The sequence below is a fragment of the Aestuariivirga sp. genome (genome assembly GCF_047600585.1).
Classification (GTDB): domain Bacteria; phylum Pseudomonadota; class Alphaproteobacteria; order Rhizobiales; family Aestuariivirgaceae; genus Aestuariivirga.
The window spans coordinates 3,930,725-3,943,959 of sequence record NZ_JASGKP010000001.1 but is presented as its reverse complement, the minus strand read 5'-3'; the positions used below and the strand labels follow the sequence as shown (position 1 = coordinate 3,943,959).

The window sequence follows — 13,235 nt, the reverse complement described above, 5'->3', positions numbered from 1 at the left end:
ACTTGCTTGCGCCGAAATCATTGGCGAATCTTTTTCCTCCTCCCTAACTGGGCGGCGGCGGGCAACAGGTTTTCACGCAACAGACGGGCTGCATTCATGTCACTTCTCTTCAGTGCCAATCACTTTCCGCTGTTTCAGCCGGGAAGCGCCGAAGACCTGAAAGACCCCTGCCCGGTGTTCGATGGCGACACGTGGCATGTCTTCGGTTCGAGCGGCAACGTCCGAAACGAGAAGTGGAACATTCTCCACGCCACCGCACCCGACCTCTACGGACCATGGACCGAGCATGATCCCGTGGCCCTGCCCATCCACGGCTCCGGCGTGGCAGCACCGGGTGTGATCCATGAACACGGTGTCTTCCACATGTTCGTGCAGACCGAGTTCATGAAGTCCGGCGGACGCTGCGAACATGCGATCTCGCGCGACGGATTTGTGTGGGAGGTGCAGCAGCCGGCCCTCTGTGCGGTGCCGAACACAGGCGAGGATGGCATTTACGATCCCCATCCTGCAATCATCGCGGGACAGCGCTACCTCGTCTATTCCGGCATGCCCGCCTTCTCGAAGGTGCCGCAGCCCGACATTTACTTGGCGCGCAGCATGTCGGATTCCTGGTTCGGACCGTGGAAGCGGATCGGCAAGATCCTCGATCATGCCGACGTGCCGCATCACAATGCGCGCGAACATCCGGACTACGAATGGGGCATCGAAGGCGCACAGCTTCTCGAATTGCCTGACGGCCGCATCCTTCTCAACGCCACGTGTTTTCTGCCGGAAGGTGAGCGTGGCAGCCGCCAGCGTGTGTTCTTTGCGCTTGCGGACCGGCCGGAAGGCCCATACAGGTCGCTGGGTCCTGTACTCGACCCCGGTGAAGCCGGTGAGAACGGGCACTCCACCGCACTTCTCACCGGAGAGGAGCTCACGCTCTTCTATCAAAGCCGCAAGTGCGCCACCAACAATCTCTGGCGCTACGGCATCGCCAGGTTCGACCTCAAGCAGGATGTATTCAGCGCAGCTCCGCCGCACGTGGCGAGTGCGGCATAAGCTGCGTCACTCCATCATGCCGTGTGGCCATGACAGGCTGCGGACGGAACGATCCCGGCACCAGTAACGTTTTCTCACCACGCATCCCCTTGCGAGCTTCAGCACTTTTCCAAGGCCCGGCAACCTGAGAGTCCGGGCTTTTCCGGAGCAAGTTCCGAAGAGCGCTTCCCCCGCGTGCCCTATTGGAGAGAAAGCCGCTTCCATGCTGAACAGAACCGCCGAGCTTGTTCCACACGACAATCCTGAATCACGCCAGACCTACAAGCGTCTGCTGCTCTGCTTCTCGCACTTGCGCTGGAATTTCGTCTACCAGCGCCCGCAGCATCTCCTGACCCGCGCCGCGCGCACCCACGAGGTGCTGTTCTTCGAGGAGCCGGTGTTCGAGGACACGCGCCACCCCAAGATCCGCATCACCCATCCGTCCCCGTCGATCCAGGTGCTCACGCCCGTCCTGCCGGAGGGCACGCCGGCCGCCGAAATCGACATCGCGCTCCGCCGCCTCGTGGACCGCACGCTGGCCTCACAGGATCATGACGAGCTTGTGCTCTGGTACTACACGCCCATGGCGCTCTCCTTCACCGATCATCTCGAGAGCGATGTCTGCATCTATGACTGCATGGACGAGCTGTCGGCGTTCAAGAACGCCCCGCCCGTGATGGCGCGCATGGAGCGTCTGCTGATGCTCCGCGCCGATACGGTCTTCACCGGCGGCCTCAGCATCTACGAGGCAAAGCGCAAGCTGCATGCCTCCATCCATCCCTTCCCCAGCAGCATCGACGTCAGCCACTTCGGCAAGGCCCGTGTTGCCGGAAACGATCCTGAGGACCAGCAGCGCATTCCCCGCCCGCGCGTCGGCTATTTCGGGGTGATCGACGAACGGCTGGATACGGCACTCGTGGGCGACGTCGCCGCGAAGATGCCGGATGTGCAGTTCGTGATGATCGGACCGGTGGTGAAGATCGACCCCGCCACACTGCCGCGCCTGCCCAACATTCATTGGCTGGGGGCCAAGCCCTACGCCGAACTCCCGACCTACATGCGCCACTGGGACGTGGGCTGGATGCCCTTCGCGCTCAACGAGGCGACGCGCTTCATCAGCCCCACCAAGACACCTGAATTCCTCGCCGCAGGCCTTCCCGTCGTCTCCACTGCAGTAGTCGATGTCGTCCGCACCTATGGTGCGCGTGGGCTCGTCCGCATCGCCGACAGGGACGACAGCGTCCGGCAAATCCGCGCCGCCCTCGAAGAGGGCCATGATGAGCTGCGCGACGCTGCCGACAAGTTCCTTGCCACAATGTCGTGGGACAAGACCTGGGAAGAGATGTCCACCCATCTCAGCAAGAAGCCCATCTCGCAACGCCCGGTCACCTCGCCGCCACGGCGCTCGCGCAACAAATATGACTGGCTGATCGTGGGTGCCGGCTTTGCCGGCAGCGTGCTGGCCGAGCGCATCGCGAGGGAGCGCGGAGAATCCGTGCTCATCGTCGACCGCCGTAACCACATCGGCGGCAATGCCTATGACTGGCACGACGAGGCGGGCATTCTCGTGCACCGCTATGGCCCGCACATCTTCCACACCAACGCAACACAGATCGTGGAGTATCTCTCGCAGTTCACGAAGTGGCGGCCCTATGAGCACCGCGTGCTGTCCAAGGTGGATGGCATGCTGCTGCCGATCCCGATCAATCTCGACACGATCAACAAGCTTTATGGTCTCAACCTGACATCGGAACAGCTCGAGCAGTTCTTCCAGGAGCGGCGCGAACCCTTGGCCGAGGTCAAGACCTCCGAGGATGTGGTGGTCAGCACCATCGGGCGGGAGCTCTACGAGAAGTTCTTCCGGGGCTACACGCGGAAGCAATGGGGCGTTGATCCCTCGCAGCTCAACAAGTCGGTGACGGCCCGCGTGCCCACCCGCACCAACCGCGACGACCGCTATTTCACCGACACGTTCCAGGCCATGCCGCTCCACGGCTACACCCGGATGTTCGAGCGCATGCTCTCGCACCCCAAGATCAACGTGATGCTGCAGGCGGACTTCCGCGAGATCCGCGAACGGGTGCATTACGAACACCTGATCTACACCGGTCCCATCGACGAATACTTCGACTGGAAGCTGGGCAAGCTGCCCTACCGCTCGCTCCGCTTCGAGCACAAGACACTGGACCAGCCATTGTTTCAGCCGGTGGCGGTGGTGAACTATCCGCAGACGGAGGACTACACGCGCATCACCGAGTACAAGCACCTGACGGGGCAGTCCTCGGAGCGGACCAGCATCTCCTATGAATATCCGTCGGACACGGGCGATCCCTACTACCCCGTGCCACGCGCCGAGAACGAGACGCTGTACAAGCGTTATGAAGCGCTGGCGGCTGCCACGCCCAATGTCTGGTTCGTGGGCCGGCTCGCCACCTATCGCTACTACAACATGGATCAGGTCGTGGGTCAGGCGCTCGCCACCTTCCGCCGCATCCAGGAGACCATGCCGTCGCGGGCCACGAAGCAGAAACCTGCGCAGACGGAGGCGGCGGAATAATGCGGCCGCTCGAGATTTGGGGCGGCATCGAGTGCAGCGTGGTGCGGATAGGAACGACGATCCGCAACCAGCTCACGGATACGGGCCATCACGAGCGGCCCGATGATATCGCGCATCTGGGTAGGCTCGGGCTGAAGACGTTGCGCTATCCCGTGCTCTGGGAACTGATCGAGAAGCGCCTCGGTACATATGACTGGCGCTGGACCGATGAGCGCATGGCGCTGTTGCGGGCGGCAGGCATCTCACCCATCGCCACGTTGCTGCACCATGGCGCGGGGCCCGCCCACACCAGCCTGCTTGATCCGGCGTTTCCCCAGAAGCTGGCAGGTTTCGCGGAGCGGGTGGCGCGGCGCTATCCCTGGATCGCGGCCTACACGCCGGTGAACGAGCCGCTCACCACGGCGCGCTTCTGTGGCCTTTATGGTCACTGGCACCCTCACGCACAGGACGAGGCCACGTGCTTCCGCATCACGGTCAATGAATGCCGGGCCATTGCGCTGGCCATGCAGGCGATCCGCCGCATCAACCCGGCGGCGAAACTGGTCCAGACCGAGGATTTCGGCCGCATTTCGGCAACAGCGGACCTTTCGGACCAGGCCGCTTACGAAAACGAGCGGCGCTGGCTGGCGACGGACCTTCTTTCGGGCCGCGTCGATGAGGCCCATCCCTTTCACGTGCGGCTGCTCGCTGCAGGCGTCCCGCCCAGCGACCTTGGCGAACTGGCTCGGCATCCCTGCCCACCGGACATCATCGGGATCGACTATTATCTCACCGGCGACCGCGTCCTCGATCACCGGTTGGTGCTGCATCCGAACGAGCCCGTGGGCGGCAACGGCCGGCAAAGCTATGTCGACATCGCGGCGGTCCGCTCGGATCTGCCCCAGGCGAAGACGGGCCTGTCGCAGCGCCTGCTCGAAATCTGGGATCGCTACCGCATTCCGCTCGCCGTCACCGAACTCCACAATGGCTGCTCGCGCGACGAGCAGCTGCGCTGGCTGATGGAGGGATGGTCGGAAGCCAAGGCCGCCCGCGCTGCCGGGGCTGATGTCCGCGCCGTCACGTCGTGGTCGCTCTTCGGAGCCTGTGACTGGAACTCGCTGCTGACACGGCAGGAAGGGCACTACGAATGCGGCGCCTTCGATGCGCGCCACACCCCGCCCCGCCCCACCATTGTTGCAGCAGCCCTGTCGTCCCTCATCACCACCGGCCGTTTCGATCATCCCGTGCTGGATGGTGCGGGCTGGTGGCATGCCGAAAACACGCCGCAACACAACGCCCGCGCGCTGGCGCTGGCGGGAAGCGGTGCAGGCCTCAGGATGCTGGAGGCGTGCTGCCGCGCCCGGCGCCTGAAAACGACCCACGCAGCCAAGTCCGAAATATCGTCCCTCTTTGACTCAGGCCGGGTCTGGGCGGCTGTGACCATCCGGCACGAGGCGCCGCCGATGGTCGGCTTGCCGGATGGCCGCCGGATGCAATTCCCGGACGCCATCGAGACAGAGGAACAGGCGAACGCCCTCCTCGACCAGATCATCGATGCGTCGGTTGCACAGCCGGACGCGCCACGTCCGCAGACAACCTCGCGCAAGACAAGCCTCAGTCCGGAAGTGAACGCTGTCTGGTGAGATCGCGTCCCGCCGGAACCAATCCCGCGCGCAGCACTTGAAGAATTGATCTCCGGAGGAACGCATCATGTACCATCACGTCAAGCGACTCATGTACACCGTCCGCGTGGACGCGCCCGATCCCAGCTTCGGCAACATGCTGCTGGAACAGTTCGGCGGCGCCAACGGCGAGCTCGCCGCGGCGATGCAGTATTCCATCCAGGGCCTCAACTGCGATGATGCCGCCCGCAAGGACATGCTGATGGATATCGGCACGGAAGAGCTGAGCCATCTCGAAGTCGTGGGCACGCTCGCGCGCCTCCACCTCGCCCCCATGAAGAACATGCGCGATGCAGCCGAGGCCGACCCCCTGATCGCGATTGCAGGCGGCGGAGGCGTCAACCTCTACAACTCCATGGGCAGCGCCTGGACGGCGGACTACCTGAAGATCACCGGAGAACTCGACGTGGATCTCCGCAGCAACATTGCTGCCGAGGCGCGCGCCAAGATTGTCTATGAACGCCTGATCAATTTCTGTGACGACGCCGGAACGAAGGATGCCCTGCAGTTCCTCATGACGCGCGAGATCACCCACATGAAGGTTTTCGCCGCAGCACTCGAAAGCATGGAGAAGCCCGCCTTCTCCATCGGGCGCATCGCGCCCAGCGCCGGCGTGGTGAACCAGTACTTCAATGATTCCTCCGGCACGGGCGACATGGGCGAGATCGACACGCGCGGCCCCTGGAACGAAGGCGGCGACTGGGAATATGTGGAATCCCCTGCTCTCAAGTCGAACGGCAGCGGCAACGGAAGCGCCTCAAACGGCGCCGAGAAGGCAGCCGATGGCGAGGTGGCGGGCGACATCATCTTCGAGAACTCCATCCCCGCCAGCGCTGAAGCCATTCAGGAAACACTTGTTGAACATCTGCGTGACCTTCTCCACGCAGAAAAGCAGCTGGTCCGCGCCCTTCCGAAAATGGCCCGTGCCGCGCAGTCTCTGCAGTTGCGCGAGGCCTTCGAAATGCACCTTGCGGAAACGGAGGAGCAGGTCGAGCGGCTGAACGAGGTGCTGAACTTCCTCAATGCCGGAAATGCCCGCCTGAAGCCCTGCAAGGGGATGATGGGCCTGATCGAAGAGGGCGAGGAAATCATCGCCGACGGCAAGAAGAAGGATCCCTATCTTGCCGACCTGGAGCTGATCGCCGCCGCCCACAAGGTGGAGCACTATGAGATCGCGAGTTACATCACGGCACGCAATCTCGCCTTCCAGCTCCGCCTCCCGGAGGTGAGCCGGCTGTTGCAGATGTCACTGGCCGAAGAGCAGAACAGTGACATGCTGCTCGACCAGATCGGCAGGCCGCTGACCTCCGTTCTCGGCCGCCCCGCTGCAGTGGTTTAGGGGGCGCAGGCAGTCTCCCATGCGAGGCAGACGGGCGCGAACCCCCAAGGGGGAGGCAGGATTGAGCGTCGGCGGAGTTTTCGCTCTGCTGAAGGATAGCGCGTTCAAGTGGGTGGATGACGGCGCGTCCAGCATGGGCGCGGCCATCGCCTACTATACGATCTTTTCCATTGCGCCCTTGCTCATCATCATGCTGTCGGTGGCGGGCTTCGTCTTCGGCGCGGAGGCCGCCCAAAACCAGATCTACGCCGAAGCGCGCTCACTTGTGGGCGAGGACGGCGCGGTGGCGCTGCAAGGCCTTGTCCAGAGCGCCAGCCAGCCGGCCGAGGGCATCGTCGCCACGGTGATCGGCCTTGTCGTCATTCTTGTCGGGGCGACGGGAGTCTTCGCCGAACTGCAGGGCGCCATGGACCGCATCTGGAAAGTGCCGGCGCGTCGGCAGACGGGCGGGATCTGGGAGCTGCTGCGGCGACGGCTTCTCACCTTCGGCATCCTGCTGGCCATCGCCTTCCTGCTGCTGGTGTCGCTGGCCATCAGCGCCTTCATCGCCACCTTGCAGAATTTCGTCCTTGTCTCTTCCGGCGGGCTTGAGGTGTTCTGGCAGGCCGTCAACTTCGTGGTGAGCTTTCTGATCATCTCCGCCCTCTTTGCCGTCCTTTTCAAGCTGTTGCCGCAGGTCTCGGTGGCCTGGGGCGACGTGGTCATCGGCGCCGTCTTCACCGCCCTTCTCTTCAATGCCGGCAAGCTGCTGATCGGACTTTACATCGGCAAGACGGGTGTCAGCACCGGCTTCGGCGCTGCGGGCTCCCTCATCGTGCTCATTGTCTGGGTTTACTACTCGGCCCAGATCTATCTGCTGGGCGCTGAATTCACCTGGCTCTATGCGAACAGATACGGCTCGTGGAGACGGCGGCGGCCACCGGCCCAGTCCTCCTGAAGCTTCAACTGTTATTCCAGTCCCTTCTCCATCAGGAATCCTCGAACCCCAACAGGCAATTGGGGCCATGAATAAATATTCCTTGAATGGGAGTGCCATTCGGCCAAGAGTGGCAGGGTTGCCAACTGAGTATCACGAGCGTTGGCGGTAAGAGAGACATGGTTCGCGCTCCCGCTCGATGTTTTCGACGTGAGGGCGATCATGAAGCTTCTAGATGATCGTATCCATGACTATGTGCTGCAGCTGGCCGTAACCGGCGGCGTGGTCGACGTCTACGCCGCCCTGCGGCAATTCACCGAGGACGGCACCCAGGCTCATCCGGACTGCGTGCTGAAAAAGATCCACGACGCGATCGTCACGCTGAACGCCAACGCCATGTGGATCCCCCCTGACCCGCCGGCGCAGGCCCTGCTGACATCACTCCGACGCATGCAATCTGCGGAGCTGCGAGAGCGGGCCTATACCTTCCCCACCACCATCTCGTGGTACATTCACTGAAACCGGGCGGGTCAGCAGGTTTCCCGCCGGGAACCATCACTCCGGAAGCTTTGCCTTGCGGAAGCCGTCGACGAAGTGATCGCGCACACCCTTGTCGCGCAAGGGCTGGGAATTGACCCAGTGGCGGATGGTGAAATGCGGGTGCGTAATGAGGAACAGCTCTGATTCGCGCTGTGCTTCATCGAGGAGGCCCAGCTGCGCCAGGCTTGCGGCCAGGAACTTTCGCGAATTGGTGCGATAGGTTTCTTCCCGGCGCAGCGTTTCAATGGCCGCGACATAGTCCTTGGCTGCATACTGCGCCTGCCCGAGATGATCGTAATACCAGACCGCCGGATAGGGATTGAGCCGGAAGGCCTTCTCGATCTGCTCCACGCCCTCGGCGATCCGTCCGCCCAGAACCGACATGTCCGAAAGTGCGGCCCATGTATCGGCATGGTTGGCGTCCTGCTCCAGCGCCGCAGAGAACTGGACATCCGATTCCTGCCACCGCCGCTCGTAGGCGAGAATGGTGCCGAAAAAATACCGGCAGCCCGCATCATTCGGATCGAGCGCCACGGCCGTCTCGGCAAGGTCGACAGCCTGCGCCCTGTTGGGAACTTCCGGCTCGCCGAAATGCGTCCACGCCAGCCAGCGGTTGTAGGCCAGCAAGCCATGCGCCTCGGCATAGGTCGGGTCCAGCTCGGTCGCCCGCTTCAGCATCAGGTAGGCCTCCCGCGCCGTTTGTGGAGTCTCCTCTGTCAGCACCCTGGCACGTGCGCAAAGATCATGGGCTTCCATGCTGCGCGGCCTCTTGCGCGGAACAGCCGTAGTCAGGCGGGCCGCAAGCGCTCCGACGATCGCATCCGTCACCTCGTCCTGAACCGCAAAGATGCTCTCCACATCCCGGTCGAAGCGTTCAGCCCAGACATGGCGCCCGTTCTGGGCATCGATGAGCTGCGCGTTGATGCGCACACGGCCGGCCATGCGCCGCGCACTGCCTTCGAGCACATAGCGCACGCCCAGCTCCTGCGAGATCCGGCGCACGTCCATCGCCTTTCCCTTGTAGGCGAACACCGAGTGGCGGGCGATGACGAAGAGCCCCGCGTTCCGCGACAGATCGGTGATCAGGTCTTCAGTCAACCCATCGGCAAACAACTCATCTTCCGCCTCACTGCTCATGTTGGTGAAGGGCAGAACGGCAATCGAGGGCTTGCTGGGCAAAGGCAACGGGGCAACTGCGGGGTGGGCACGGCCCGGACCAACAGACGACGCTTCGCTGGCCTGCGCCCGGGCCCTGCGCCACGCATCGTGCAGCGAAGCAGCGTCCAGGCCATCTGCTGCAAAAAGCTGGGCTGCAGCGGCGAGGTGCTCCTCGCCCTCCCGGATCAGGTTGCGCTGCGCGAGCCTTTCGAAAAGCCGCTCGTGCACGTGGAGATCAAACGGCGCGAGTTCGAGCCACTTGTCGAGATAGGGCTGGGCATCAGGCCCCGGGTCGCTCTCGACCAGCTGTTCCAGCAAGGCTGCATGCCAGCCGCGAAATTGCCGCCGCTGTGTCGCAAGCCACGTATCGAAGGCAGGCGTGCGGTCAAGCTCAAGGCCCGCCAGAAAGTCGCCCGCGTACATGGCCTCAAGATCATGCAGCCGCTCCGCCGGGATTGTCCTGAAGCCCCGCCGTGCTGCCTCCGCGACGTCGACCGCATCGACGAGACAGCCACTCATGTCGAGACGGACCATATCCCCAGCCGTTTCCACCCGCGAACGGCCGGTTGACTTGAGAACGCTCCTCACCTTGCTTAGGCACCAGCGCAGCTCGCCCCGCGGATCGTTGGGTGCATCCCACAGCATCTCGCACAGGTGACTGCGGGTCACCGCACCCGGGGCAACGGCAAGATAGGCGAAGAGTGCGCGCACCTTTCGCGACGCTGCCAGTTCCACCGGCGCGCCGTCGCTGCTGACCGCGAGGGGGCCAAGCAGACGGACATTGAGGACCGGACCTTCGGCCAACGCGTACAACTCCTCCCAATTCCACGTGCGTTTCCATGGCCGTTCCCACGCCCGCTCCCACGTGTCTCCGCCATATCCCCCAACACCGACGGTTTACATCAACTCGTCCTCCAGCGCCACGTTGGAGAATGAGCGTCAGGACGTTTGAGATGTGAGCCAGGACACAAAATATTTCGAAGGAACAATGATATGACTAGCACGACGCAGATCGGCCGGTCCGGCTTCGGCTGGATGTGGCAGATCACCAACTTCTACCGGGTCCGGCGGGATCAGCGGATTCTGAGCCGGTTCGATGATCACCTGCTGAAGGATATCGGCCTGCACAGAAGCGAGATCGCCTCGGCGGTCCGCCATGGCATTCCGCCGCGCGGCAGGGACTGACACCGCATACGCCCGGCTCACGCCCCCCGATGCCAGGCGTTGGATCTCCACTGACGTGCCCGCCACGACAGTGGGGATCCCAACTCGTCACACGTGAACACCAGCAATCCACAGCCGTCAGGCCACAGGCCTGCCGGACGGATACGGCCGCATCGGTGGGTGCGGTCACACATCAACGCATGAACCAAGGATCAAGACCATGACTGCAACAAAGACGACACACCCGGCAAAGACGGTTGACAATGGTGTCAACGTCACGGCGCTGCTCGGCGCACGGGAAGCCCTCGCCAATGCCCCGCAGGCGGCCCAGTTCAAATGGCGGGCGAGCTGCGAGTGGCTGAACGGCACGCACAGCCGTTCGGCAATCGGGACCTTCTACGGCCTCGGCTCGGAACAGCAACGCGGCAAGACCTTCGCAATCGAGGCCGACCATCCGCAGGTGTTTGCCTCCGAGGACAATGCACCGACACCGGTTGAACTGGTGCTGTCCGGCCTCGCCAGCTGCCTCACCGCGGGCATCGCCGCCGTGGCCCAGCATCGCGGCATCCAGATCCATTCGATCAAGGCATCGCTTGAAGCCGACATGGATCTCTATGGTATTCTCGGCATCGATGCAGACGTTCGCAATGGCTTCGGCGCCGTTCGCGTCAACTTCGACATCAAGGCGGACGCCAGCGAGGCCGATATCAAGGCGCTGGTTGCCCAGTCGCAGAAGCGCTCTGCGGTCTTCGACATCGTGACCAACCCGACGGCGGTCTTCGTCACCGTCAACGGGCCGTAACGCGGCTACCGGAGCAGGTCATGAGGCTGACAACCGCCATCATCATTGGTGCAGGCCAATCAGGCCTTGCCATGAGCTGGTATCTCACGCGGTACGGGATCGACCATGTCATTCTCGAGCGCGGTGAGGTCGCCAATTCCTGGCGCACCGAACGGTGGGACTCGCTTCGGCTTCTCACGCCCAACTGGCAGAGCCGACTCCCCGGCCATGCCTATGCGGGCGAAGATCCGGACGGCTTCATGACCATGCCCCAGACTGCGGCCTACCTGGATCGCTACGCGCAGCTTTCGCGTGCACCTGTGCAAACGCGCACACGTGTGCAGCGCGTGTGCCGAACCCAGAACGGCTATGAGATTGCAACCGATCGTGGACCTTGGCGGTGCCGGGCCCTTGTGCTGGCGGGCGGCGCATTCGGCATTCCCACGGTCCCGGCGCTCAGCGCCGAACTGCCGGCAGGCCTGCTCGGCCTCACACCTGTCCAATACAAGAGCCCCGATCACCTGCCAGCCGGAGGCGTGCTGGTGGTCGGTGCGTCGGCGAGTGGCGTCCAGATCGCCCGCGAGGTTCAGGCGTCAGGGCGCCGCACCGTTCTCGCGGTCGGCGAACACGTGCGCATGCCACGGACCTATCGCGGCCGTGACATCCAGTACTGGATGGATGCCACCGGCGCCATGGACCTCCGCTTCGACGAGATCGAGGACATTGCCCGGGCCCGCCGGCTGCCGTCACCGCAACTCATCGGCACCTTTGGACGCGAAACCATTGACCTCAGCAGTTTGAGCGCGATGGGCGTGGAACGCGTTGGCCGTCTCGTGGGCCTGCGCAGCGGCAAGGCGCAGTTCTCTGGTTCGCTCGCGAATTGCTGTGCATTGGCAGATCTCAAGCTCAACCGTCTTTTGACGGGAATCGATGAATGGATTGAGTCACGCGGCCTCAATGAGGCATGCGATCCTCCTCATCGGCCAGAGCCGACGGCCCTTCCGCTGAAGCCGCGGCTGGACATGGATCTCCGTGCCGAAGGGATCGCGACGGTGATCTGGGCAACCGGCTACCGGCCCGACTATTCCTGGCTCGACGTTCCGGTGTTCGATCAGAAAGGCAACCTCCGGCACGAGGGCGGTGTCGTCGCTGCGCCGGACATGTACGTCCTCGGTCTGCCGTTCATGCGGCGGCGCAAGTCATCCTTCATCGATGGCGCAGGTGCTGATGCCCATGACCTCTCGGCGCACCTTCGGCAGTGTCTCGATCGCGCCGCCTGATGCGGCAAAGGGGCAAGCCCTCGGACTAGTTCGGGATTCGCGTCAGGCGCGGCCGCCAGATGCCGAAGGCGACATTGAACACCGCAATCGCGATCAGGATGGCGATGGTGTTCCGTTCGGATGAAAACGAATGGGCGAGGGTAGAAGGGTCCGCCTTCGCGGCAAGGGCTGCAGACGCCCTTTCGGCCTCCTGCTGCAGCGGACCGAGCACGCCCATGAAGCCGCTCTCGAACATCAGGATTCCGCTCACGGCCTTGACCCACGCCCAGCCCGCGTTGTGATAGGCCGGCGTTGCGGCGATAGCGAGGAGACCGGAGATCAGCGTCAAACCGAGCGACGGCAGGAAGACCCAGGTTCCGATGAGGCTCATCGTTTCGCGGAACGACGCATAGGCGGCAAGCGATGGTGCGGGCGGAACGACAATCAGCAGCACCAGCAGCGAGGCGATCGACCCCAGCAGTCCGGTCGCACCCATCGTGTGCAGGAATTTGAGAAAACGTCTCACTGCGACCCTCCATGCCGGGCGAGACATTCGACTCATCAGTCCAAAAGGACAAGGCCCACCGCCTCGGAAAAGGCAGCAGGCCTTGGGTTTGGTTGCGGGAGCCAGATTTGAACTGACGACCTTCAGGTTATGAGGGAGCTTACCCTACCTACGGTTGTCGACGCCAAGCTACGTCACATTGCTCTAAGTCATTGTTTTTGAATTATCATTTGACACCACTTTGACTCCCACCTACGCTGATCAGCGCATAAGTTTCGCTACCAACTGCTTCCAGTTTGCTTCCAGAAACTTGCGCGTGTGCTCATTCGTTCGGG

Annotated in this window: 11 protein-coding genes; 9 read left to right on the top strand and 2 right to left on the bottom strand. The window is 63.0% G+C overall.

Translation table 11 applies throughout. From position 1 onward, the window contains the following. The first annotated feature begins 96 nt into the window (after positions 1–96). The 6 genes from QM801_RS19385 to QM801_RS19360 all read left to right on the top strand — a co-directional run bounded on the left by QM801_RS19385 (position 97) and on the right by QM801_RS19360 (position 8,012). Positions 97–1,041, top strand: a complete 945-nt coding sequence (locus QM801_RS19385; protein ID WP_415020843.1) for a hypothetical protein — start codon at positions 97–99, stop codon at positions 1,039–1,041. Positions 1,042–1,243: 202 nt separating this feature from the next. After that, positions 1,244–3,577, top strand: a complete 2,334-nt coding sequence (gene glf, locus QM801_RS19380; RefSeq protein WP_415020842.1) for a UDP-galactopyranose mutase — start codon at positions 1,244–1,246, stop codon at positions 3,575–3,577. Beyond that, on the top strand, positions 3,577–5,199 hold the full coding sequence (locus QM801_RS19375; RefSeq protein ID WP_415020841.1) for a family 1 glycosylhydrolase: 1,623 nt from the start codon (positions 3,577–3,579) through the stop codon (positions 5,197–5,199). Before glf ends, QM801_RS19375 begins: the two co-directional genes overlap by 1 nt. Positions 5,200–5,266: 67 nt before the next feature. Further along, the gene (locus QM801_RS19370; RefSeq protein WP_415020840.1) at positions 5,267–6,577 is read left to right on the top strand and encodes a DUF892 family protein; all 1,311 of its coding nucleotides are present in this window, start codon (positions 5,267–5,269) and stop codon (positions 6,575–6,577) included. A gap of 61 nt (positions 6,578–6,638) precedes the next feature. Beyond that, entirely contained in the window at positions 6,639–7,514 is an 876-nt protein-coding gene (locus tag QM801_RS19365) for a YihY/virulence factor BrkB family protein (RefSeq protein WP_415020839.1), read from the top strand. Positions 7,515–7,715: 201 nt separating this feature from the next. Further along, on the top strand, positions 7,716–8,012 hold the full coding sequence (locus QM801_RS19360) for a hypothetical protein (protein WP_415020838.1): 297 nt from the start codon (positions 7,716–7,718) through the stop codon (positions 8,010–8,012). A 36-nt stretch (positions 8,013–8,048) separates the two neighbouring features. Here QM801_RS19360 and QM801_RS19355 read toward each other — a convergent pair whose 3' ends face one another. Continuing rightward, the gene (locus tag QM801_RS19355) at positions 8,049–9,995 is read right to left on the bottom strand and encodes a hypothetical protein (protein WP_415020837.1); all 1,947 of its coding nucleotides are present in this window, start codon (positions 9,993–9,995) and stop codon (positions 8,049–8,051) included. Positions 9,996–10,184: 189 nt separating this feature from the next. On the opposite strand from QM801_RS19355, the gene QM801_RS19350 reads away from it, so the two are divergent. From QM801_RS19350 to QM801_RS19340, 3 genes are all read left to right on the top strand, one after another. After that, the gene (locus QM801_RS19350; protein WP_415020836.1) at positions 10,185–10,376 is read left to right on the top strand and encodes a DUF1127 domain-containing protein; all 192 of its coding nucleotides are present in this window, start codon (positions 10,185–10,187) and stop codon (positions 10,374–10,376) included. Positions 10,377–10,575: 199 nt separating this feature from the next. Further along, complete coding sequence (locus QM801_RS19345; RefSeq protein WP_415020835.1) at positions 10,576–11,157, top strand: OsmC family protein; 582 nt, start codon at positions 10,576–10,578, stop codon at positions 11,155–11,157. A gap of 20 nt (positions 11,158–11,177) precedes the next feature. Beyond that, entirely contained in the window at positions 11,178–12,416 is a 1,239-nt protein-coding gene (locus tag QM801_RS19340) for an NAD(P)-binding domain-containing protein (protein WP_415020834.1), read from the top strand. A 25-nt stretch (positions 12,417–12,441) separates the two neighbouring features. Here the strand turns inward: QM801_RS19340 and QM801_RS19335 are convergent, their stop codons facing one another. Next, positions 12,442–12,921: a hypothetical protein gene (locus QM801_RS19335; protein ID WP_415020833.1), complete on the bottom strand. Its 480-nt coding sequence runs from the start codon at positions 12,919–12,921 to the stop codon at positions 12,442–12,444. Positions 12,922–13,235: the final 314 nt, after the last annotated feature.